The organism is Agaribacillus sp. DX54 (genome assembly GCF_056858335.1).
Window position 1 is genome coordinate 205,760 of the sequence record NZ_JBXEQE010000004.1, and the last position, 22,843, is coordinate 228,602.

20 protein-coding genes are annotated in these 22,843 nt (G+C 43.1%); 8 read left to right on the forward strand and 12 right to left on the reverse strand.

What is annotated here, in order from left to right; translation table 11 throughout:
* Positions 1–87: 87 nt before the first annotated feature.
* From AC04NP_RS06845 to AC04NP_RS06855, 3 genes are read right to left on the reverse strand one after another with little or no spacing between them, the layout of a single operon-like run.
* On the reverse strand, positions 88–3,897 hold the full coding sequence (locus AC04NP_RS06845) for a hydantoinase B/oxoprolinase family protein (RefSeq protein WP_482858771.1): 3,810 nt from the start codon (positions 3,895–3,897) through the stop codon (positions 88–90).
* Positions 3,898–3,904: 7 nt separating this feature from the next.
* Positions 3,905–4,645: a head GIN domain-containing protein gene (locus tag AC04NP_RS06850; RefSeq protein WP_482858772.1), complete on the reverse strand. Its 741-nt coding sequence runs from the start codon at positions 4,643–4,645 to the stop codon at positions 3,905–3,907.
* A 7-nt stretch (positions 4,646–4,652) separates the two neighbouring features.
* Complete coding sequence (locus AC04NP_RS06855; RefSeq protein ID WP_482858773.1) at positions 4,653–5,795, reverse strand: acyloxyacyl hydrolase; 1,143 nt, start codon at positions 5,793–5,795, stop codon at positions 4,653–4,655.
* 213 nt (positions 5,796–6,008) lie between these two features.
* Here AC04NP_RS06855 and gldA point away from each other — a divergent pair, with 213 nt between their 5' ends.
* The 5 genes from gldA (at position 6,009) to dnaN (ending at position 11,528) form a co-directional block, all read left to right on the forward strand.
* A complete protein-coding gene (gldA, locus tag AC04NP_RS06860; protein WP_482858774.1) occupies positions 6,009–6,926 on the forward strand; it encodes a gliding motility-associated ABC transporter ATP-binding subunit GldA in 918 nt (305 codons plus the stop codon).
* A gap of 5 nt (positions 6,927–6,931) precedes the next feature.
* Positions 6,932–7,660 carry a gliding motility-associated ABC transporter permease subunit GldF gene (gldF, locus tag AC04NP_RS06865; RefSeq protein ID WP_482858775.1) on the forward strand — a complete coding sequence of 243 codons (729 nt, stop codon included), beginning with the start codon at positions 6,932–6,934 and terminating at the stop codon, positions 7,658–7,660.
* On the forward strand, positions 7,660–9,345 hold the full coding sequence (gene gldG, locus AC04NP_RS06870) for a gliding motility-associated ABC transporter substrate-binding protein GldG (RefSeq protein WP_482858776.1): 1,686 nt from the start codon (positions 7,660–7,662) through the stop codon (positions 9,343–9,345). The genes gldF and gldG overlap by 1 nt, the downstream gene beginning before the upstream one ends.
* A 2-nt stretch (positions 9,346–9,347) precedes the next feature.
* A complete protein-coding gene (locus tag AC04NP_RS06875; protein WP_482858777.1) occupies positions 9,348–10,298 on the forward strand; it encodes a hypothetical protein in 951 nt (316 codons plus the stop codon).
* Positions 10,299–10,403: 105 nt separating this feature from the next.
* The gene (gene dnaN, locus AC04NP_RS06880) at positions 10,404–11,528 is read left to right on the forward strand and encodes a DNA polymerase III subunit beta (protein WP_482858778.1); all 1,125 of its coding nucleotides are present in this window, start codon (positions 10,404–10,406) and stop codon (positions 11,526–11,528) included.
* 40 nt (positions 11,529–11,568) lie between these two features.
* Here dnaN and AC04NP_RS06885 read toward each other — a convergent pair whose 3' ends face one another.
* A complete protein-coding gene (locus tag AC04NP_RS06885; protein WP_482858779.1) occupies positions 11,569–12,432 on the reverse strand; it encodes a dienelactone hydrolase family protein in 864 nt (287 codons plus the stop codon).
* Between the two features lie 105 nt (positions 12,433–12,537).
* Here AC04NP_RS06885 and AC04NP_RS06890 point away from each other — a divergent pair, with 105 nt between their 5' ends.
* The 3 genes from AC04NP_RS06890 (at position 12,538) to AC04NP_RS06900 (ending at position 15,671) form a co-directional block, all read left to right on the forward strand.
* Positions 12,538–13,725 (forward strand): MFS transporter, encoded by a 1,188-nt coding sequence (locus AC04NP_RS06890; protein WP_482858780.1) that lies wholly within the window; start codon positions 12,538–12,540, stop codon positions 13,723–13,725.
* 125 nt (positions 13,726–13,850) lie between these two features.
* The gene (locus AC04NP_RS06895; protein ID WP_482858781.1) at positions 13,851–14,951 is read left to right on the forward strand and encodes a 6-phosphofructokinase; all 1,101 of its coding nucleotides are present in this window, start codon (positions 13,851–13,853) and stop codon (positions 14,949–14,951) included.
* A 51-nt stretch (positions 14,952–15,002) separates the two neighbouring features.
* Positions 15,003–15,671, forward strand: a complete 669-nt coding sequence (locus AC04NP_RS06900; RefSeq protein ID WP_482858782.1) for a uracil-DNA glycosylase family protein — start codon at positions 15,003–15,005, stop codon at positions 15,669–15,671.
* A gap of 22 nt (positions 15,672–15,693) precedes the next feature.
* Here AC04NP_RS06900 and AC04NP_RS06905 read toward each other — a convergent pair whose 3' ends face one another.
* The 8 genes from AC04NP_RS06905 to ppgK form a co-directional block, all read right to left on the reverse strand.
* Positions 15,694–16,884, reverse strand: a complete 1,191-nt coding sequence (locus AC04NP_RS06905) for a PQQ-dependent sugar dehydrogenase (protein ID WP_482858783.1) — start codon at positions 16,882–16,884, stop codon at positions 15,694–15,696.
* 69 nt (positions 16,885–16,953) lie between these two features.
* Positions 16,954–17,451 (reverse strand): hypothetical protein, encoded by a 498-nt coding sequence (locus AC04NP_RS06910; RefSeq protein ID WP_482858784.1) that lies wholly within the window; start codon positions 17,449–17,451, stop codon positions 16,954–16,956.
* A 158-nt stretch (positions 17,452–17,609) separates the two neighbouring features.
* Positions 17,610–17,987, reverse strand: coding sequence for a hypothetical protein (locus AC04NP_RS06915; protein ID WP_482858785.1), 378 nt, complete (start codon positions 17,985–17,987; stop codon positions 17,610–17,612).
* Between the two features lie 244 nt (positions 17,988–18,231).
* Complete coding sequence (locus tag AC04NP_RS06920) at positions 18,232–19,065, reverse strand: zinc-dependent peptidase (protein WP_482858786.1); 834 nt, start codon at positions 19,063–19,065, stop codon at positions 18,232–18,234.
* A 152-nt stretch (positions 19,066–19,217) separates the two neighbouring features.
* Complete coding sequence (locus AC04NP_RS06925) at positions 19,218–19,595, reverse strand: hypothetical protein (protein WP_482858787.1); 378 nt, start codon at positions 19,593–19,595, stop codon at positions 19,218–19,220.
* 378 nt (positions 19,596–19,973) lie between these two features.
* Positions 19,974–21,068 carry an ABC transporter permease gene (locus AC04NP_RS06930; RefSeq protein ID WP_482858788.1) on the reverse strand — a complete coding sequence of 365 codons (1,095 nt, stop codon included), beginning with the start codon at positions 21,066–21,068 and terminating at the stop codon, positions 19,974–19,976.
* 16 nt (positions 21,069–21,084) lie between these two features.
* Positions 21,085–22,005: an ABC transporter ATP-binding protein gene (locus AC04NP_RS06935; RefSeq protein WP_482858789.1), complete on the reverse strand. Its 921-nt coding sequence runs from the start codon at positions 22,003–22,005 to the stop codon at positions 21,085–21,087.
* Between the two features lie 46 nt (positions 22,006–22,051).
* On the reverse strand, positions 22,052–22,792 hold the full coding sequence (gene ppgK, locus AC04NP_RS06940; RefSeq protein ID WP_482858790.1) for a polyphosphate--glucose phosphotransferase: 741 nt from the start codon (positions 22,790–22,792) through the stop codon (positions 22,052–22,054).
* Positions 22,793–22,843: the final 51 nt, after the last annotated feature.

Sequence of the window (22,843 nt, forward strand, 5' to 3'; positions counted from 1 at the left end):
CAGTTTACAGTCACTGGCTTTTCAATCCCTTGGCCATTACTGTCGACTTTTACCAAATAATCGACTTTTAAATGTCCGTAGGAAAATTTAATCCGGAGCACCATATCCACCACCGCCGGGGGTTTTTATCACTACCCGGTCAAAGGGATAGGCGGTAATGCCATCGACGCCTTTGAGGGGAATCTTATCACCGGTGCTCCTTATAAGATACTGTTCACCGGGTGCCCCATCCCCACCACCCATAAGTCCGAAGGGCCGGTATTTTCGATGCTGTGTTAACATGGTCAGTTCAATTTCAGACAAAAATCGAATGACTCTTTCTATACCGTTTCCACCATGCCATTTTCCTTTCCCGCCAGAGCCCAACCTTACCGCAAATTTTTCCAGTCTCACGGGATATCTCAACTCCAGTACTTCAGGATCGGTAATTCTGGTGTTGGTCATGTGTTGATGCACAGCATCGCAGCCATCAAATCCTTCAACGGCCCCGCTGCCTCCGCCAATGGTTTCATAGTAACCGAACTCATGATTACCAAACAACAGATTGTTCATCGTTCCCTGACTACAGGCCGCCAGGCTCAACGCCTTTATTAAGGTATCGACCAATCGCTGGCTGGTTTCTGTATTGCCCCCGACTACCGGCGGGCATTTTTCAGGATCTTCGATAAACCTTGGGTTCAAAAAGCATTCCGGGATTTTTACCTTTATGGCCTGGAGAATCCCTTCGTTAAGGGGTATATTTTCATCGGCGAGCAGGCGGAAGACATAAAGTATGGCACTGAAAGTTATGGCGGGTGTGGCATTGAAGTTTCCGGGATGCCGGGCTGAGGTACCTGCAAAGTCAATAAAGGCTGTCCGGTTATTGATTTTTATAGTCACTTTGATTTCCCATCCATCGTCGAGAAACTCGCTGGCAGCAAACGCCTTGCCTTCGTACCGGGCCAGGGCATTTTCTATAATCTGTTTTGATCTGGATTTAATAAGTTCCATGAAGTGATGCAACTGACGGGTTCCGTACCTGGAAGCCAGCTCCTGCAGTGCTTTTTCACCTTGATTCAGCGATGCAATCCCGGCGGCGAGATCGGCTATGTTTTCTTCGATACTGCGCGAAGGAAAAGGAGGGGAGGATAAAATCTTTTTTACCTTTTCCCAAAATACACGTCCATCACGTACCAGGGTGGCCGGATGAATGACTATTCCTTCCTCAGACAGATTTTTGGCATCAGGTGGCATCGATCCTGGTCTTTTCCCACCGATCTCAGCATGATGGGCCCTGTTGGCCAGGTATCCGATTAGTTTGTTGTCTTTGTCAAATACGGGTTTGACCAGTGTAATGTCCGGCAGGTGGGAACCCCCATAGGCAGGATGGTTTGTGATAATAATATCTCCCGGCTTCATATCAATGGTTTTTATCAGACTTCTCACACAAAGTCCCATACCCCCTAAGTGAACCGGAATGTGTGGGGCGTTTACAATGAGCTCCCCATGATGGTCCAGCAACGCGCAGGAGAAGTCCAGCCGTTCTTTAATGTTTACTGAAAATGCCGTTCTCCTCAATAACGCCCCCATTTCATCGGCAATACCACGAAACCGGTTGGTAAATAGCTCCAAGGATGTTACCTCCGGTTTTTCGCTGTTGCCTGTAGCACTATTGGCGTTTTGGTTTTCACCAGTGAAGGTAATGAGCGCATTATCATGCTCGTCGATACAAAAATTCCAACCACTTTTTACAAACACGGTGGTGTTTAGGCTGGTTACCAGACAATTACCTTTTACTGTTTTTTCCACGCCAAGTGTTTCCCATTGATACACGGGGATTTTTTGCCATCGCCCCTCTATGTAACTGTTGATTGATCTTACCGGAACAGGATCAACCACATCTTTAAATCCGGCAGGCTTCACCGGATTAGGTACGCTGGAAGAAGCAAAACACTTAATGGATTCCAACTCGATGTTTTTGTCCTCTATCTCGTGGTTGTAGCGTTGCCGGTATTGGTCTTGGAACCGCTTTTCAAGATTTTTTCCCGATTGATAATCCAGGGCCAAGCTGGTATCTTGCCCTGCATATCTCAGAAAAAGCTTGATATAGGCGATGGTAATTTGCTGTTCTTTTAACCCTTCATTTTTCAGCTTTTCAATGACCTCTTTTTTAAGATTGGCAATCACCGCCGGAATATTGCTTTTTATTTCATGCAAGGGTTTAAGCACTACCTTTTGGGCAAATCGCTCAATGCTGGCATTGCCAATGCCAAAAGCGCTCAGTATCCCTGCATTGTAAGGGATGATCACTTTTTTGATCGATAACAACTGTGCCAGGTCGCAGGCATGTTGCCCTCCGGCACCTCCAAAAGCTACCAGCGTATAATCCTCTACGGCAAAGCCCTTACCGATTGATATTTTCTTTATCGTTTCAGCCATCCGCTCATTGGCAATAGCCAGGAAGCCACCCAATATATCGAGCGGGTTGGCGGGTGCCGAATTTTTAAGTTCAACGCTTTTTACAATTTCAGCTAACCGCTTTTCGGCATCCGCTTTAGTTAAGGGAATGCTGAAATCGTGCTCATCCATTCTTCCCATGAGCATGTTGACATCGGTGATGGTCAATGGCCCACCGCAGCCGTAACATGCCGGTCCCGGGTATGAACCGGCAGATTCAGGTCCTACCTTTAAATTAAAACCATCAAAAGAACATATGGAACCACCTCCCGCTGCTACAGTTTCAATCGATAAAGACGGAGTAAGCAGTTGGGCGTCACCGATTTTTGTTTCATACTGATAATCATACTCCCCATTGTACCTTGAAACATCTGTGCTCGTACCGCCCATATCAAAAGAAATAATATCGGAAATGCCAGATGAAGCTGCCGACAAAGCTGCGCCAACAACTCCTCCGGCCGGACCGCTAAGCAGGCTGTCTTTGGGCAGAAAATCGGTATTATCCACAATTCCGCCTGCACTGGTCATTACTTTCAGGGAAGCGTTGTTCAGCGACTTTTTGATCCCGTCCAGATAATTGTTGATCGTTGGGGCCAGATAGGCATTTACCACAGTAGTGTTGGCTCTTGGGACTAATTTGATGGCGTTGGCCAGATAACTCGAACAGGAGATGTGTTTTATGCCTTTTTTTTCGAGCTTCCCCCTGATCAGATTCTCGTGCTCAGGGTTATTGTAACTGTTAAGCAGGGCGATTGCGACTGAATCAGCATCTGATAGGATCACCTTTTCTATCAGTTGATTTAAATAATCTTCCTTGATAGGCTGCAAAACCTCTCCGTTAGCACCGATACGTTCATTTACTTCCATGACCTGATGGTAAACGGGTGCTGGTTTTCGGATATTCAGCGAAAATAAATCAGGCCTTTGCTGATCGCCTATGACCAAAAGGTCCTTGAAACCTTTGGTCACAAGCAAGGTTACATTAGCTCCTTTGCGTTCCAACAGTGCGTTGGTGCCTTTGGTGGAACCCAGTCTCATTTCGATCTCCGGAAAATCTTCATGCAGCCCGGTGTGTGTGGCCATGCGCGCTGCTAGCACCGGTGCCTCTTCATGTGCGGTTATGGAAAAATCTCTACCCTTGCTTGTTGCCGGATGGAGTGGAGCTTTCAGCGTGAGTATTTTGTCTGAGGTATCATAGCTGATTACCTCATTGGTACTGTTGCCAACGTTCAGTAACTGAAAGCTGTATCCTTTAAAAATATCTTCGCTAACCGGCCAGTGATTATAGATCCTGATGGTATCGGGGGCGATGATTTCCATGACATTGCCTCTCAGTGAGCCATCGCTTAATACCTTGATCCTCTGCAGTGCCGCCTTCGGGTCAAAAGCGAGGCAATCGGTAAATGTGCCCCCCGTATCGATCCAAAGTTTCCAGGTTCCTTTTGTGGTATTTTCCGACAAGAAAAGTTTATTGTTTATTAATCAATTGTCCCGTTCCCGAAATGTCGACCTCGATAATTTCGGGATTGCCAAAATAAAAAATATTTCCACGACTTGTGAGTTGTCCGGATAGTTTTTCTTTAACATGAATGAAAATATCATTGACCCCGTTTTGCGCAACTGCTGCATGGCTCACCTCCAGGTTGGAGCCTATGAACCTGCCGTCATTATACCAGTGGCCTAATGACAGGAAATTAGCAGTGCCGGAAATAGTGATATTGGAAAAACTATTATTCACTACCCATAACCGCTCAACAGCCACGGTCAACTCAAAATCTCCCGATCCGTCCTTTGACTCAACCCATAGATTCTCAAAACTCAGGGTGTTTAGGGATTTTATCAACCCGTATCCTCCTGACCGGATCTCTTTTAACCGATTGCTTGTAATTGTAACGACAATGGGCTCATAGTCCCGTACCCAGTCACAGCTATTGTCGTCAGTGATGGTTAATAGCTTTTCATTTACCTGAAAATTAACATTGGGTATAAGGTTTTCCCCTCCTCTGATAATGACTTGCTGGGTGTCTCCATAGACCAGATCCAGTTGAACGCCATCATAGACAAAGACTTTTTCAACCTCCTCCAACACAACCTCCTCCTCTATCACTGTGCCCGATTTTTTAAGGCAATTGAAAGCATCGGGGTCGTCACAGCCAGATTGCTGCAACAGCACCGGGAAGAGAAGTATTATCGGATATTTTTTCATCATCGCTCGCTTACAATCTTATACCTAAACCCCATTCGACATTCTGTGCCACACCATAGTGGACCCTTAAAAATACACCGGAAAAAAACCTTTCATTAAAGTAATATTTTAAGCCGTAACGCTGATAAACCGGATCGCCTGAACTTTTGAAAGGTCTGTAGACATATACGCCGAACTGCGTCAGCAGCGATATTTTGCTGACAAGCAACTCATGTCCAACAGTGATCCCGGCCCTTTTAAAATCCGGTCTGTCATCCCCTTCCAAACCCCTGGCAGTCTTAACTTCCTGCTTTACAGCCCAACTGTAGAAAAAGTCTGCACCCAGTAGCAAGGCACTTCTTTTGCTCACTTTTTTATCGACGTACATCACTGCATTGATAAATGGATACTTATCACCTCCGATAGGAATGATTTCCCTTGCGCCGGCAAAAACTGAAAAATTGTACCGTAGTTTTTTATCCTCTTCCTCAGGAGGGGCATCATGGGAAGGTCTTTCGATAAAATCGGGCCTGGATCGATCAGTCAGCAAATAGGAAAATCCAAGGTTGGCCGAAATGATGTTGATGCCTTTGTTAGGCATTTTAAAAGCGCCATTGGAAAAGTGACTAAAGGTGAGTGCCGGGGTTAATCTGAACCGGTCATTGATTTTTACCTGATAACCCAGCCTTCCCTGCAGCGTAAAAGTGATGGTGGAGCCAATAACGTTGTTTTTGTTGTTGTCTTCCCGGTCATAGGGATTGGTGCTGAATCCAAGCCCGGTCCCGACCTTAAAGATCAACTCGGAGTTACGCCAACGTTTAAGATAAAAATCCAGGTAGACAGTAGACGCGATGACCTCACCTAATTCCGGGGTTTTAAAATCAAAATAGGCCAATGAAAAACCAATATCAGGATAGTTGTATAAATGTTGCCAGTGTTTTTTTCCATACGTATTCTTGTTGATAAATAGCTCCAGGCCAACCGGGTGCTCTCTGATCAGGTGTCCGATTCTTTCATCGTGCTTCATGATAAAACCTTTAAAGGTGTTGGCACCAATGGTGTAAGTATATCCCCTGGAATTTTTGTTTTTTAAGGTCTGGGCAGTTGGTTTGTCATGCGCAATGCATACAAAAATTACGGTAATGAGAAACAGACGACAGTTTTTGTTTGGCATTGGTTATTACATATTTCAGCAAAAATATAAAAGTAATGTTAAACGGGCTTAAAAAAACATCCGTTAATTATTATCGATGTAGGTAATGTGCAGGATAGAATGATTTTGATTATTTAGCGTTAATGTACTTATACAGGTAAGATATTTGTAAAATTGTTGTATTAAATAGTTAGTTTGTATTTTTACATTTGTGTGTATAACAACTGAAGCTTGATGTCAGTAAGGGTTAAAAATCTCACTAAAATTTATGGTGAACAAAAAGTAGTAGACGATATTTCCTTTGAAGTGAAAGAAGGTGAAATCGTAGGATTTTTAGGGCCAAACGGAGCCGGTAAATCAACCACTATGAAAATTGCCACCTGTTATATTCCACCGACCTCTGGCGAGCTCACAATCAATGGGTTTAATGTAGAGCGGGATGCACTCAAAGTCCGGAAGATTATAGGCTATCTGCCGGAACATAATCCGCTTTACCTGGATATGTATGTACACGAGTACCTGGGTTTTATTGGTTCGCTGCATCAGTTGTCAGGTAAGGGGTTAAGGCAAAGAGTGGCTTTAATGGTAGAAATGTGCGGGCTGACCCGGGAGCAGAATAAAATAATAGGTACCCTTTCAAAAGGATACCGGCAAAGGGTCGGGCTGGCACAGGCACTGGTTCATGATCCCGCGGTTTTAATACTCGATGAGCCGACCACAGGGCTCGACCCCAACCAACTGGTTGAAATCAGGCAACTCATCAGGGAAACAAGCCGGGAAAAAACGGTGATATTTTCAACCCATATCATGCAGGAAGTGCAGGCTCTTTGCGACAGGGTAATCATCATCGACCAGGGCAGTCTGGTGGCAGACAGCCTGGTATCAGCGCTTAAAGGAGACGATTCAAATGTTATTTACCTCGTTGCTGAATTTGCCGAAAGTGTGGATGTGGGTGAATTGATAGCCATCGAAGGGGTGCTCGATGTGGCTGAACAACAGAAAAACCAATATATTTTAAAAGCAGATGCCAACCATGACGTAAGACCCGGAATATTTAAGTTTGCCACGGTCAATAACAAGGTCTTGCTGGAGATGAGGGAAGAAAAGCAATCCCTTGAAAATGTGTTCCAAAAGTTAACAGGAGGGAGATAGGACTTATGTTAAGGATATTGTTAAAGGAGATCAACAGTTATTTAAATTCCCTCATTGCCTACATTGTCATCAGTGTTTTTTTGACAGGTATCGGGCTGCTCATGTGGGTTTTTCCTGAAACCAATGTGCTGGATTATGGTTTTGCTGATATGGAGACGTTGTTTTCCTTTTCACCCTATGTTTTTTTATTTCTTATCCCGGCAGTGACTATGAAGTTATTTGCAGAGGAAAAAAAAACGGGGACCCTCGAGTTACTCTTTACCCAACCTGTGACGGACTTTCAGATCATTCTGGCCAAGTATCTGGCCGGGCTGGTTATAGTTATATTTGCTTTGATCCCCACCTTGATTTATTATTTTTCTATTTACAAGCTGGGACAAACGCAGGGAAACATTGACACAGCCGGGGTGATTGGCTCATACATCGGACTATTATTGCTTGCCGGCGTATTTACCGCCATTGGTGTTTTTGCCTCTTCCATTACTGAAAATCAGATCGTTGCTTTTATTATAGCGGTATTTTTGTGTTTCTTTTTTTATAGTGGATTTGGCTCGATGGCAGCCATAGACGTTTGGGGCAGCGGATCTAACTTCCTGGATCAATTGGGATTGCTTTATCACTACAGTGCTTTAAGCAAGGGGTTGATCGACGCTAGAAATGTTGTGTACCTGTTAAGCCTTACTGTTGCCATGTTGTTATTGACCCAAGTTATCGTAAGCAGTAGGAAATGGTGATGAAAAGATTTAATAAGAGCGGTAAAATGTGGGAGTCACTGCTGAAATTTGGCATTGGTTTTATGATTCTTGTGCTGATTAACCTGCTGGTTTCCAAATATATCCTGCGAATTGATCTCACTGAAGAAAAGCGGTTTACTATATCAGATGCTACTAAATCCATGCTGAAAGGTTTGGACGATGTATTGTATGTGGAAGTTTTTCTGGAAGGGGAGCTTCCGGCAGGAATGAGAAGGCTTAAAACCGCCATCAGAGAGCGGCTTGATGAGTTTGCGGTTTACTCAAATAACAAAGTTCAGTTTAAGTTTATTGATCCCTCCCAGGCGGCCAGTGATAAAGCCAGGCAGGAGTACCATGATAACCTTGTGAAAAGGGGCCTGCAACTCATCAGGTTATTTGATCATGAGGGGGGCAAAAATGTGGCTAAAATAATTTTTCCGGGGGCCATTATTACATATCATGAGCAGGAGAAACCCGTTTTGCTGTTAAGAGGAAAAGGTGGGCAGCGTGCCATCAATCAGTCTATTGAGGGGCTGGAATATGAATTGGCCAGCGCGATCAGGGCCCTGACCAGCAGAGAAAAGAAAAAAATCGGATTAATCAAAGGCCATAAGGAATCTGATTCATTGATGCTGGCAGGATTAACCAGTGTGCTCAGTGAATCTTATCATGTTTATAATGTCAATCTGCCTGAAAAAGAGCAACTCGAAGGGTACGACGCGGTAATCATTGCCAAACCAAAGGCGGCCTATAAAGAGGCTGAAAAGTTTAAGCTCGATCAGTACATCATGAAAGGTGGCAAGGTACTTTTTTTTCTGGATCAACTTTATGTCAATGAAGATAGTGCGTTGAGCCAGGGAGGAACCATTGCCTTGCCGGTGGATGTAAACCTCGATGACCAATTGTTCAAATATGGGGCAAGGATTAACCGTGATCTGATTTTGGATTTAAGTGCAGGGGTGATGCCGGTTATTGTCAACATGATTGGCGATGAGCCTGAAATACAAAACTTCAAGTGGCATTACTACCCGATTATTAATCGATTTGGACAACATCCCATTGTGAAGAATTCCGATGCCATTTACACCAAGTTTATCAATACAATTGATACAGTCAGGGCTGATGGTATTGTTAAAACGCCGTTACTTTTCAGCAGCCGGTATTCAAAAAGGGTCAATTCACCGGTAAGCGTAGCATTGGCGGATGTTACCCGGTTAGGGCAAGAAGACTTTCCGCCCCGGGAGCCATTACCGGTAGCTTATTTGCTCGAAGGGTCGTTTAAATCCCTTTACGCTAACAGGTTTTTACCCGAAGGGATTGCCCGGCAGAAGGTCATGAATGAAAGTGTTCCTACCAAAATAATGGTTGTGGGAGATGGAGATATTATTGAAAACGAATTCAGCCTTCAGAACAGGCAACCTGTGGAATTGGGATTTAGTGAATTTATGAGACAGAAATTTGCCAACGAGGATTTCATTAAAAATGCCTTACAATACATGATGGACGATCAGGGGTTGATTACTGCCAGAAATAAAGAGATTAAAATCAGGCTTTTGGATGAGGTCAAAGTTAGTCGGGAAAGGGTCTTTTGGCAGGTTGTAAACCTGGGGTTTCCGGTGGTTTTGATCATCATGTATGGCTTGGCCAGATACTATTGGAGAAAAAGAAAATTCACACGTTTTTAGTGATGCAACGGAAAAAAAATATCAGGTTGTTTATTATATTCATGGCACTTGTCATGGTCAATACTGCGGTTGTTTTCCTGGATGTAAACCGGTCTGACCAGTACGTTGATCGTTATAAGTTTACCCTTATAGATACCTCTCAGGTTGACAAAATAACGTTAAAGCAGCATGACAGGTTGATTTCCTTCGAAAAAACAGGTGAAGGCTGGCTGGTTAATCAGAAATACCCCACAGATGAAAGAATGATGGGTTTGATTTTTGCCGTTATGACCAGCGTTGAAACCAGCCGGTCTGTTGGGGCTTCTGCAGACAATGAAGTGAGAGACAAGCTGTCAAAAGAGGGCGTATTGGTTGAGTTTTATAGTGGTAAAGACGATATCTCGGCGTTTTACACGGGTGGTAATCCTACCAGGACACTTTCTTACATGATGAAGAAATCGGAATCAGTACCCTATGTAGTTTATATACCGGGATATTCCAGTTACCTGGCGGGGCTGTTTGCGTTGAAGTTAAGCGACTGGAGAAACAAAAAAGCTTTTGAAACCTCCTGGTCTTCGCTTAAATCCTTAAAACTGGAATCAGTAAAAGATAACCTTGTTCAGTTACATATTGCCTATCAGAATAACTTTTTTAAAGTGGCCGATGTATCTGGTGTAGATACCGTCAAAATGATGAACTACCTTGAAACCACCACAGGCCTGGCAATTGACCAGTATATTGAGCCGGGGGAATTCCCTGATTATGACAGTTTGATCTCTGCCCAGCCTGAATACATCATTTTTATAGAGGATACGGACGCCGCCAAAAACCGCCAGCTACAGATCTTCCCACCACTGGAAGGCAAAGGCCTAAGATTAGGCCAACTACTTCCATCTAAACAAATGGTCATCATCAGGCAAAAAAAGGTGGATGGCATACTTGCTGCTAACAGTGATTTTGAGCGGATTGAATAGTGCCGGAAGGTGGCATTTAAACAGGGCCTTTAAATTAGAATGAAGTTATTTTTTAATCAATTTATTTTTAACTTTACCCAGTTTTAAATTATATAACTTCACTCTATGAAATTCATTGTTTCTTCCTCATCTTTATTGAAACAACTTTCCGGAATCAACGGTGTTATTACTTCTAATCCTGTAGTGCCGATCCTGGAAAACTTTTTGTTTGAGATTAATGATGGCCTTTTGACCATAACAGCCTCAGACCTTCAAACCTCTATGATTACCCAGATGGAAGTGGAGGCCAAAGACCCTGGCAGTATCGCTGTGCCCGCTAAAATATTGCTGGAAACATTAAGAAATTTACCAGAACAGCCTGTGGCATTTTCGATCGACGAAGAGACCTACAGCGTGGAATTAAGTTCAGACAACGGGCGATACAAGCTTGCCGGGGAAAATGCCACTGATTTTCCTAAGGTGCCGGTTGTATCCGACGGCTACACGGTTGATATATCCTCCGATATCCTGGCTACCGCCATCAACAATTCCATATTCGCTACCAGCAATGATGAGTTACGGCCCGCTATGACAGGGGTATATTTGAACCTCGGGGAGAACAGCACTACTTTTGTAGCCACCGATGGTCACCGGCTGATCAGATACAGAAGGGTAGATGTTGCGGCTGAAACGGACAATGCCATCATTATTCCAAGAAAGGCCCTCAATCTGCTCAAAGCCTCTTTACCGGCAGAGTCGACTCATGTCACCCTGGAATTCAATCCGGCCAACGCCTATTTTAAGTTCGAAAATGTCAAATTGATCTGTCGCCTGATTGATGAGCGGTTTCCGGATTATGAGAATGTAATTCCATCGGATAATACGAACCACATGACAATCAAAAGGCTGGAATTGTTAGGATCACTACGCAGGATAGCCATCTATGCCAACAAAACCACCCATCAGGTAAGGTTAAAAATCACCGGAAGCGAACTGCAGATTTCGGCAGAAGATTTGGATTTTTCCAACGAAGCGTCTGAGCGGCTCAGGTGTGAGCACGATGGGGAAGACATTGAAATTGGCTTCAACGCCCGTTTCCTTTTGGAAATGCTCAATAACCTGGAGTCTGACGAGGTTACATTGCAATTATCCGCATCCAACCGGGCCGGCCTGATTGTGCCTAAGGAGAAGGATGAGCATGAGGATATTCTGATGTTGGTGATGCCAGTGATGTTAAATAATTACGCTTAACTTTAACCGTCTGAGGTTAGTTCTTTTAACCTGAAACTATTCAATTGGCAAATATCTTATTAAAAAACGTTTTCATATCTTCCCAGGATGCTTTGTCTGCCGCCTCATTATAAGCCAATGGCAGGTCGAACTTTTGTCCCATTGCATCTGCTCCCGGATTAGTAAAGGAGTGGGTAGCTCCTTCATAAGCCTTAAAGGTGAAGTTAGCATTGGCGTCAGCCATTTCTTTTTTGAATCCTTCCAGGCTTTCGGGTGAAACAAACGGGTCTTCTGCGCCATGACAGACAAGAATGGCAGCTTTGATATCACCAGATTGTGCAGGAGTTGCAGTGTCCAGACTGCCGTGAAAGCTCACCACACCATTTAAAGGAAAACCGAATCTTGCCATATGTAAAACCACACCACCTCCGAAGCAATAGCCAATGGCGGCCATTTTGGTAGTGTCTGTGGCAGGATTGGCTTTTAAGATGTCCATTGCTTCAGTAAACCTGGCCTTTGCACCTTCTATATTCTGGAATACTGCGCTGGCAAATTTGCCAGCGTCCTCGGGATGATCGGCCTGCAGTCCCTCACCGTACATATCGACAGCCAATGCCACATAACCCATTTCGGCCAGCATTTCAGCCCTTTTTCTGGCGTAATCATTATGCCCCCACCATTCATGAACCACCAGTATTCCGGGGCGCTGACCGGCTCGATTGGCATCGTAAGCCATAAATCCGTTCATGGAAATTCCATCAGCCTCATAGGTTACTTCCTCACCTTTTATATCGATGGGTCGATCTTCAACAGTTTCTGGAGCCGTGTCTTCAGTTCTAACGGTCGAATCGCCTTTTTGGGTGCCACAGGAGAAGAGCCATACAGCTAGCGATATGATGGTAAAACAACGCAAATTTTTAATCATGGTTAGCCTGGTGTTTATTGATGAGATAAAGGTAATAATTATAAAAAAAAGACAAAGTAAAATGAAAAATGATTGTATTTTTAACCACAAAAAATCCGTAATTATTTGAAAAACCAACCCTTACGCCCTGTCTGGGTGCTGCCCGTCATTGTTTTTTCTCAATTTGCCGGAACCTCACTCTGGTTTGCGGGTAATGCTATTTCCGGGGACTTGCAAAGTGAATTTTCGTTAGGAGATGGCGCTGTGGAGGATTTGACCTCTGCTGTTCAACTGGGGTTTATTACAGGTACCCTGGTTTTTGCTTTTTTGTCACTGGCCGACCGTTACTCGCCCTCCAAAGTCTTTTTTTATTCCACCCTGCTGGGCGCCATCGTTAATCTGGGCGTGTATTTTATAGCAAATGGCTTTATTGGTCTCATATCATTCAGGTTTTTAACCGGTTTTTTTTTAGCAGGCGTCTACCCCGTAGGAATGAAAATATCTGCTGATTGGTACGAAAAAGGACTTGGCAATGCGTTGGGGCTTCTGGTCGGGGCGCTGGTAATCGGGACCGCTTTTCCCCATTTGTTGAAAAACCTCACCAGGAACCTGCCCTGGGAAACCCTGATTTTTGCTACTTCTGGCCTGGCGGCATTTGGTGGAGCGTTGATTTATTTTTTTGTTCCCGATGGCCCCTTCCGTAAACCGATGAGTCATTTTGAGTTTAATGGTATCCTCAGGGTTTTTAAAGATAAAGCTTTTCGCTCCGCAGCTTTTGGTTACTTTGGACATATGTGGGAGCTGTATAGTTTTTGGGCGTTCATACCAATCATGTTAACCATTTATCGAACCTATCATGAAAGTGCTGCATTTGATATTTCCCTTTGGTCCTTTCTGATTATTGCCATCGGGGGGGTAGGTTGTACGGTAGGCGGTAAGCTGTCATTAAGCATCAGCAGCTCCAAAGTCGCTTTTTATGCCTTGTTAATTTCCGGAGTGTGTTGTATGTTTTCCCCGTTTGCGTTTTATCTTAACAGCACTTTGTTCCTGGTCTTTTTGCTTATTTGGGGGTTGGCAGTAGTTACTGATTCTCCGCAGTTTTCGGCCGTTGTCGCCCGTACGGCCCCTCAGAAGATGAAAGGCACAGCACTTACCATCGTCAATAGTATCGGTTTTGCCGTTACCATTGTCAGCCTTCAGTTTTTAAAGCAGATGGACCCCTGGTTTCATGACAAATCCATCTTCATATGGCTGGCGGTTGGACCGGTAGCAGGCTGTTTATCAATACTGCCATTGATAAAAAAAGGATTGTAATTAATCCTAAAATTATTGCGTTTAATCCAAGAATAATCTTACATTTAACAAATAAGAGACAAAGGGAAATGAAGTGATTTTTCGCCCTGAATTATCTATGTCGATCATTTTTTTCATGAAAATTTATGGATAAAAAGAAAGTACTGGTCCTTACCGGCGGGGGTGACTGTCCAGGGCTTAATGCGGTTATTCGTGGCATTTTTAAAAGAGCCAAAAAAGAGAAGGATTGGGAGGTGCTGGGAAGTATTGAAGCCTTTAACGGAGTCATGAAGGAGCCTGTCGATGTTGTGAGGCTTACCAGCAAGAAAGTGGCAGGAATCCACATCAAGGGTGGAACTATATTGAAAACCACCAATAAGGGCAATCCATTATCCTATCCGGTACAAAAGGAAGATGGAACCTGGGAAAACATTGATAAAACAGATATGCTGGTTGAGCGGTTAAAGCAACTCGGCATAGAGGCTGTTATTAATATCGGCGGGGATGGTTCCCAGCTTATCTCCCAGGCACTTTATGAAAAAGGGGTCAACATCATCGGTGTCCCTAAAACAATTGACAATGACCTGTCAGCTACGGATTTTACTTTTGGTTTCCGTACGGCTGTACAAATTGCCACCGATAGTTTTGACAAACTGGTCACAACCGCCGAAAGCCACCACCGTGTGATGATCATGGAAGTAATGGGAAGGGATGCAGGCTGGATTGCGTTGCATACCGCCATAGCCGGAGGGGCAGAACTGTGTTTGATCCCGGAAATTCCATATGATATTCATAAAGTGGTTAACCATATCAACAAGCGATACAAAAAGGGCAAGGGTTTTGCCAACATTGTCATTGCAGAAGGTGCAAAACCCAAAGGTGGCGAAGTGTTTCAAAAAGAGGCCAAGCTCAAGCACGAGGAGCATGTAAGGCTTGGAGGGGTGGCCTACCTGCTTTCCAGGCAATTAAAGGACGCCGGATGCCAAGCCGAAATAAGAGAGGCTGTGCTGGGCCATGTGCAAAGAGGGGGTACGCCCATTGCGTTTGACAGGATTTTAGCGACACTTTTTGGTGTGAAGGCTTTTGAAATGGTTTTGGATCGTGAATTTGGCCATATGGTATGTTATCGTGGAAGTAAAATCTGTACGGTTTCGTTAAAAGAAGCTACCAGTACTTATAATTTTGTAGACAAAGACAGTTACCTGATCAAGGCAGCCAAAGGTGTAGGTATTTCTTTTGGGGATTAAATGCTATTTAACAGCGGTTTTTTTTAACGGAAATTTGGTTAATATCAGGGAATGACTTTTGCGCAAAATGTATTGCAGTTTTTTGATCAGCTCAGCGATCATCCCGAGGTGCCGTCAGGAGTAAATGTCTTAAATCCTTATAAAGAAGAACCTGTCAAAAGGGTTACGCGTCTTTTTTACGAAAAATATTATGGAGACCCCTATGAAAGGTATCTGATAATAGGCATTAATCCCGGCAGATTCGGAGCGGGACTGACTGGCATTCCATTTACTGACCCTGTTCGTTTGAAGGCTGTTTGTGGGATCGATAATTCCTTTGATCCGAAACCGGAGCTGTCTTCAAAATTTATTTACGAACTGATTGCCAGAATGGGAGGTCCGGAAAAGTTCTACAGCCGGTTTTATTTCAGTTCTGTATCACCGTTAGGATTTACCAGGGACCACAAAAATCTGAATTATTATGATATCAGAGCGCTGCAGGACGGCTGGGAGCCTTTTATGGTTGATAACTTAAAAAAACAGTTGTCTTTTGGCTGTAGCAGCAAAAAGGCTTTTATTCTGGGACGGGGAAAAAATTTCCAATATATGCAAAAGTTGAATGGGTATACCCAACTTTTTGATTCATTAATTGAATTGCCTCATCCCAGATGGGTCATGCAATACCGTCTCAGGCGTATTGATGATTTTTTGCAGGAATATGTCAGCCAACTTGCCGAATAGTATTATCTATCTCCCTATAGTATTATCTATCTCCCTGCGAATTTATTAACCGGTAGATTTTGCCGTCAAATGCACATATTAACAGCTCATTTTTTTCATCGGTACCAAAGGAGGATATGGCAAGATCGGTATCTGCCAGCAAAGTGTTTACTACATTTTCCGGATTATCACCTGCAAGGGCCCATATTCTCCCGGAGACAAAATCCCCATAAACATACAGCCCCTGTAACGCTGTTAAATTCGATCCCCGGTAAACATATCCACCGGTGACTGAGCGGCCATTCCCTTGCTGGGCATAATCCCACACTGGCAAAATCAATCCTTCCCGCTGGCATGGTTCCTCCTCGGGAAAGCAATGCCCGCCTTCCATGATTTTCCAGCCATAATTCCCACCTTTTTCCACCAGATCAATTTCCTCGAAAGCATTCTGCCCTACATCCCCGGTCCAGAGCCTGCCCGATTCGGGATCGAAACTCATCCGCCAGGGATTTCTGAATCCGTAAGCGTAAATTTCCTCCCTGAAGTTACTGCTGTTACCGACAAAAGGATTGTCGGCAGGTATCGTATAGTTTAATCTGCCGGCTCCCGGGTTTACATCTATTCTTAATATATTGCCGTGCAAAGTACTGCGATCCTGACCATTGTTCAGAGGATCGCCACCCGAGCCTCCATCGCCGGTGGCAATGTAAAGATATCCGTCCGGACCAAAAGCGAGTTGTCCGCCATTATGGTTAGTAAACGGCTGATTAAATGTCAAAATCACGAATTCACTGTTTTCATCTGCCTCCTCAGCGTTGCCACTGTTTATCTTGAATCTGGAAATAACAGTTCTGTCAGGGCTGCCTGCCGTATAATTGACATAAAAGAAGCCATTATTTACGAAATCAGGGTGAAATGCCAATCCCAACAGCCCCTGCTCGCTGCCCCGGTCATTTACACGGTCCCTGATATCTAAAAATAGCTGAGTTTCGGAAACCTCCGGATTGTTGATAAAAGACCGGACCATACCTTCCTGTTCAACCACGAATAGTCTGCCGGAGCCGTCATGGGCACTTTGAAGGTCCACTGGTTTTGTAAACGATAAATTCGGAAAAGCTGTTACGGCCTCCATGTTAATTACATCGGCAACATCTGCCGGTTCATTGTCTTCCTGGCAGGCAATTGCGGGAGCCAGAAAAAATATGAGAATAATGAATTGCTTATTTAAAATCATGCCTGTAGTTATTATACAGTAACGAGCATTGTGCCTGTATTATTGAGATTTGTTTTAATACAACAAATACTAGACGTTAATAGTGCTATTGTGGGGATTGACAAGATTTTTAATGGGAATAACAGCTTCAGTCATCCAAAAACCTGTGTAAGGAGCCTCTTTCACCTGGGACAGTTCGAAGATATATTTTATCACCTCGTTTTCCCGGCTGGTTATTTCAACAAAAAACTGTGCCTCGCTGCCTTGCACAAAGTGTTCGGCAACCTTGTAATTGATATGATTCAGCAAGGGCTCATACGGATCACTGTGCAGCATGGTCTTAAATCTGGCTATGGGACCTGTGTTGTTTTTGTTTTTTGGAGAAGCAAATGCAAAGACCACCATGATTCCGTGATCCGGATCCGGCTGATCGTTGCTTTGCAAAGCGATAAGTTGTGATACCACTACCTCCATTGGCGAGAGATCCTGCCTGGGTTCATCGCTGGTTCTGATTATTTCGTTCCGGCAAGAGATTAAGATGCTTGCCAGCAGCGTTACAGGTAGAATCCACTTTATTAGGGGATGCATAACTTTGCGTTAAATAAGCATTTTTGAGTGATAACTTAATATAAATAATATTTTGAAGCTATCCGCACGATAATAACAGAATCTGATTAAAATGGACTTAAATAAAAAAGGAAGCTTGTAGGCTTCCCTTTTTCTTAACCACTCTCCTAGAGAGATTTTTAATTGTGTAATTTATAATAAGAAGTATTTTCGAAACTCATTAAGAAATCACTTTTGTGGATTAATATGAGTAGTTGTTTGTCTTCAATAGCCTCTTTATTATCTACGATACCTTCGTAAATAAGTTCATAGTTTTCATTGAAAATTTTGATCATCGGTTTGTTGAAAGCTTTCAATTCAGCCAGGTAGTTATCTTCGTCTTTCATCTGTGCCAAAACTTCAGCTTCCAGTGCGGCTATTTTAGCTGCAGAGATTTTGTCATCGATCATTGTACTGTCTGCTGCTGCGTTTGCCAAAGTTGTGGTCATTACTAAAGCGCCCATCACGATACCTGTAATCGAGGCTAATTTTCGGTTTATATTAAATAGTGTTTTCATGACTTGATAGTTTGTATTGTTTTTGAAGTATTTATTTTGAGTTTTTGACTTTCTGCTTATTTAATAGTCAATCCCTGTGCCAAAAACCTAAAATGTCGAAATTCATATAGTTAATACGGAATACGCAAAAATGTGTAAATAAGTTGTGCTATTACCGGACAATTTTTTGTATCGTTACCGGACAGTTTTTTTGTTCCCTGTTTAAGTGCATGAACATGGTTACCGGCAGTGGCCGACAAACCCCTCAAAGCCTGGCATGATAAAGCGGATCCTGCTTTAACAATTGCGTAGTAACGAGGTACAACTCCTGATCATACCGGTAAAACTGTTCAGGTCTTTCAAAAAAATTCTCAACGACAATGGCAAAAAATTCATGAACATTTGTGCCAGCATAAGACCTGAAAAAAGAAGATCCTTCCAACCGTATTTTTTCTATCTCATGTTTTGCCAGCCTGTAAAAAGACTTCAAAGAGTTTTCATCGATAAAATTATACTCATTATTTCTGATAGCGTTTTCGATCTTAAGGGCATGTGCCAATTCATGAAGCCCGAGGTTACGCCCACTGTCGGCCTCATTATATCCTTTCACAAAATTTACCCATGATAAGATAATGAAGCCGCGGGTGTTTACTTCACCCTGATGATATTTTTGTGTGATGTTGGAATAATAGTCGGTTTTATACAAAATGATTTTACGAAAATGCATAAAATATATGCTGGGATAGCCAAAAGTAAGCTGTATGGCCGAGGCCGCAATTAAAACTTTCATTTCAACGGTAATATGCTTTATTCCACCTCTCGGCACGAATTCCTTGATATTTATGAATTTTTGAACCCTTTTTTCAAAAATCGACTTATCTTGATCATTTAAGTGATGATAGTACCCAAACTTTTCTATCAATACTTCTTTGTAATGAGGTTTTAACCGGATGGTTAACAAATACCGGTTGATATGATCTTTGAAAAAATAATTAATAACCTCCCGAATGATACCATAGAACTGTATTACTATGGCAATGGCAAATAGCAACATGATTGCTGTAACCCAGAATCCGTCTAAACTTTCGGCAATTTTCAAAGGCGTAATTGGTTAATTATTCCGGTTTTTCACAAAGATAAAGTAGCCGGCAATAACGTAAAAGCGGTAAAAAAATAAACCGGGTTGAGAGAAAAAAAGGGAAGCCGGCAGACTTCCCCTCTCATCAAATTTTTCTTTTCAGGGGAGCTATTTTAATAACCTAATTGGTAATAAGAGATATTTTCAAAGTTCATCAGTAAATCACTTCGGTGTATGAACGATAGCAGTTTTTTATCCTGGATCATTTCAATATCATCCATAACAGCCTCATAGATCAGTTCGTTGTTGGCATCAAATACTTTTACCATGGGTAAGCTAAGATGGTCGAATTCAGTCAGTACATCTTCTTCTTTTTCCAACTGTTCCAACACCTCGGCTTCAAGGGCTGCCACTTTAGCCTCTGTGGCTTCATCCTTTTTGGTTTTGTGGTTAGGTTCAGCGTTTGCCAGACTTGAGACCATTATTAAAGCACCCATCGCGATTCCTGTGATCAATTTTAACTTTCCGGTTATATTATTTGATTTTTTCATGACTTGTTAATTTGCATTGTTTTTTGAAATATTTATTTTGAGTTTTTGACTTTTGCGTACTAAATAATCAATTCGTATGCCAAAAACATAAAATATTGTAAATCAAATGTTTATAACATATTTATTTTAAGAAAAGTCAATATATTGTATCATAAACGGACAATTTTTTGTATTATTACCGGACAGTTTTGATCCTTTGCTTTTCTGGCTTGCGAGCATGATTGCTCAAGGATACCAGTCCTTTTATCTTTGTCTGCCGGTAATTATGCCGGAATGCGCAATTCCCAGTGTCTGGATGGTATGTATAATATTAGCAGATAAGTGGCCTACGGCGTATGAAGGCATTATGCGCAATAGCAAAGCCGCCGCCTGACTGTTTTAATACCATTTATAGATCCTTAGTCCTGAAAAAAAGGCGATTGCCCCTACAGCAAGCAGAATAAAAAACGGTGTAGCAATTTCTGCCAGACCCGCTCCTTCTATAAAAATACTTCTGATGTTGTCAGCCAAAATTGTGAGTGGCAATTTTTGAATAATGTTAATAGCCCAATCAGGAAAGTTATGATAGCTGAAAAAAATGCCGGAAAGGACCATCATAGGCATGACTACCAGATTGATAAGCCCGTTTCCTACCTGTGTGTTGGCAGTGCGGGAGGAAACAAAAATAGCAATTCCGGTGAATGCCAGATTACCGGCCATGAGTATAAGAATCAAAGCAAGCCAACTACCTTGTAAATTAATATCAAAATACAGATAAGCGAAAAGGAAGAGCAAGCCTGATTCTACAAAATTGAGTAATAATCGGGCCACAAACTGGGCAAACAAGAAGTTTGATTTTTTCATGGGCGTAGCCACCATTCTGCGCAGGAGCTTTTTCATGCGCTTGTCAATGAGCGAGTAGCTGATACCCCACATGCATGACATCATGATGCCCATTGCCATTAAGCCTGGCACCAGGAAGTCTATATAGCGGGTTCCGGTCTGGGTAAGTGGGCTTATATTGACAGATTTGGTTGGCTCACTTTTCTGGTTGAAAGCGGCGTTAATTTGCAAATAGGCGAGCTGCGCTTCAGGATTAAGTGGGTCGAAATGGTAAACGACCGAATCATTGACCAACTCCATAATCATACTTATTTTTCCTCGTTTCAGCATAATAATTGACTCCTGCCAGTCAGACTTCCGGAATTGATAAGTGGTAATGCCCAGTTGCTCATTACCAATTTTTTTTACAAGCGGCTGACCTTCTCCGGGGTTTAGGCTGACGAAGAATTGACCGAAATCCTCGCGTTTGATCAGTGAATTTTCTTCATCGACCAAGGCGATGGTTCTTATCAACTCATTTTGCTTGGTAAATGCCAGCCCCAACCCCCAGGCCATCAGTATGGGAAAAAGTATGGCCCAGAAGATGATCCCCGGCTCGCGGAAGAATTCTTTCAGGTGCATACCGATTAATTGTGATATCTGCTTCATCATGTTTTACCTTATTAATTCATTGGTCCAGATGCCTTCCGGTCATAGCGATAAACAGGTCATCCAGGGTCATTTTTCTACATTCAAGTGACGTCAGTGCCAATTGTTGATTTTTAATAAACGCCAAAAAAAGAGGAAGGTAGCTCACCAGGTCCCCTACGATTATCTCTCCTTTGTTACCTGCCGGATCAATAATCGATTGGATGATTTTTTCATTACGGGGAAGCTGGTCCTCCTGAATCGATCCATTGGTTTCAAAACTTATTACTTCGCCCTGCTTATGTTTTGAAAGTAGCTGTTCCAGTGTCCCTTCGGCTAAAATCTGCCCTTTATCCATGATAACAATTTTTTCACAGAGGTAAGCGGCTTCGTCCATGTAATGGGTGGTAAGGATCATGGTGGTTTTATTAGCTGTTTTTAAAGCCATTAAAATGTCCCAGATTTCCCTCCTGGCTGTCGGATCCAGTCCGGTAGTAGGCTCATCGAGTAGCAGGATTTCAGGGTTATTGAGCAGGGCTATACCAAGCGCCAGCCTTTGCCGTTGGCCACCGGATAAGTTTACAACGTATGACTTTCTTTTTTCATTCAGGTTGACCAACTCAAGGATTTCCAATATACGCTTTTTGTCCAGTCCGTAGAAACTGGCAAAAAGTTTTAAAGTTTCAAGGACCGTGAGCTTGTCTATAAAACGTGTCTCCTGCAATGACAGGCCGATAATGTGGTGCAAGTCCTCTGCATGATCTTTCCAGCCTTTTCCCATGATCTCGATTTCCCCTGAATCGGGATGTTGCAGCCCTTCTATCATTTCTACCAGGGTAGTCTTACCAGCGCCATTTGGGCCCAGCAGAGCGGCGTATTCGCCTTTTGTAATGAACAGATCGATGCCGTTAACAGCTTTTACTTCCTTGAAATTTTTGTACACATTGGTGACCTTTATCATATTCAATCAGCGTTGTTTGGTGAAATGGCTTGTTCTTCCTTTCGGTCTAAAAATTGTTATACTCAGCAGCCAGCGCAGCACCCACAATACCGGCATTGTTCAGCAATTTGGCGGGCACAATTTTCGTATGGATATTTAGCATTGGAAAAAAAGTCTCATGGTGTTTGCTCACCCCCCCGCCGATAATAAACAAATCCGGCCAGAAGAGTTCCTCGAGCCTTCGCAGATAATCACTTAACCTGTCCGAAAACTCTTCCCAACTCAAATCCAGGTTTTTTCTTACGGCATTGGAAGTATATTTTTCAGCGATCTGTCCATGAAGCAGGAGATGACCCAGTTCGGAGTTTTCAAACAAATGCCCGTTACTTATGAGAGCCGTACCTATACCAGTGCCAACCGCCGCCATAATTACGACTCCTTTCTCCTTTCTGCCTGCTCCGAAGGCCACTTCTGCCAAACCTGCCGCATCCACATCATTAACCATGTGGGTAGGGCAGTTTATTCTTTTTTCAATATTCTTGCCCGCATTTAAGCCAATCCATGATTTGTCAATGTTCGCAGCCGTCATCACGGTTTCATGCTTGATAGCCGCCGGAAATCCACAGCCTACCTGACCATGCCAATTAAAATGATGAACAATATCGGCAACCGTATTAATGACAGATTGGGGCGTGGCTGGTGAGGGTGTAGGAATGCGGTGTCTGGTTTCTAGCAGATCTCCGGTTTTAGTGTCTACCGGTGCGCCTTTGATGCCGGTTCCACCAATATCAATTCCAAGAATGTGCACTTTAAAGGATTATAACAACAATTAATATTTGTAATTCAAGTTAAAATTAAC

Bases quoted from the DNA above. Each gene is read 5' to 3' on its own strand.
- AC04NP_RS06855 (WP_482858773.1), bottom strand. From the start codon at position 5,795: ATGCCAAACAAAAACTGTCGTCTGTTTCTCATTACCGTAATTTTTGTA.
- gldG (WP_482858776.1), top strand. From the start codon at position 7,660: ATGAAAAGATTTAATAAGAGCGGTAAAATGTGGGAGTCACTGCTGAAA.
- AC04NP_RS06915 (WP_482858785.1), bottom strand. From the start codon at position 17,987: ATGAAAACACTATTTAATATAAACCGAAAATTAGCCTCGATTACAGGT.
- AC04NP_RS06925 (WP_482858787.1), bottom strand. From the start codon at position 19,595: ATGAAAAAATCAAATAATATAACCGGAAAGTTAAAATTGATCACAGGA.
- gldA (WP_482858774.1), top strand. From the start codon at position 6,009: ATGTCAGTAAGGGTTAAAAATCTCACTAAAATTTATGGTGAACAAAAA.
- gldF (WP_482858775.1), top strand. From the start codon at position 6,932: ATGTTAAGGATATTGTTAAAGGAGATCAACAGTTATTTAAATTCCCTC.
- AC04NP_RS06885 (WP_482858779.1), bottom strand. From the start codon at position 12,432: ATGATTAAAAATTTGCGTTGTTTTACCATCATATCGCTAGCTGTATGG.
- AC04NP_RS06875 (WP_482858777.1), top strand. From the start codon at position 9,348: ATGCAACGGAAAAAAAATATCAGGTTGTTTATTATATTCATGGCACTT.
- AC04NP_RS06850 (WP_482858772.1), bottom strand. From the start codon at position 4,645: ATGATGAAAAAATATCCGATAATACTTCTCTTCCCGGTGCTGTTGCAG.
- AC04NP_RS06895 (WP_482858781.1), top strand. From the start codon at position 13,851: ATGGATAAAAAGAAAGTACTGGTCCTTACCGGCGGGGGTGACTGTCCA.
- AC04NP_RS06935 (WP_482858789.1), bottom strand. From the start codon at position 22,005: ATGATAAAGGTCACCAATGTGTACAAAAATTTCAAGGAAGTAAAAGCT.
- AC04NP_RS06900 (WP_482858782.1), top strand. From the start codon at position 15,003: ATGACTTTTGCGCAAAATGTATTGCAGTTTTTTGATCAGCTCAGCGAT.
- AC04NP_RS06930 (WP_482858788.1), bottom strand. From the start codon at position 21,068: ATGATGAAGCAGATATCACAATTAATCGGTATGCACCTGAAAGAATTC.
- AC04NP_RS06910 (WP_482858784.1), bottom strand. From the start codon at position 17,451: ATGCATCCCCTAATAAAGTGGATTCTACCTGTAACGCTGCTGGCAAGC.
- AC04NP_RS06905 (WP_482858783.1), bottom strand. From the start codon at position 16,884: ATGATTTTAAATAAGCAATTCATTATTCTCATATTTTTTCTGGCTCCC.
- dnaN (WP_482858778.1), top strand. From the start codon at position 10,404: ATGAAATTCATTGTTTCTTCCTCATCTTTATTGAAACAACTTTCCGGA.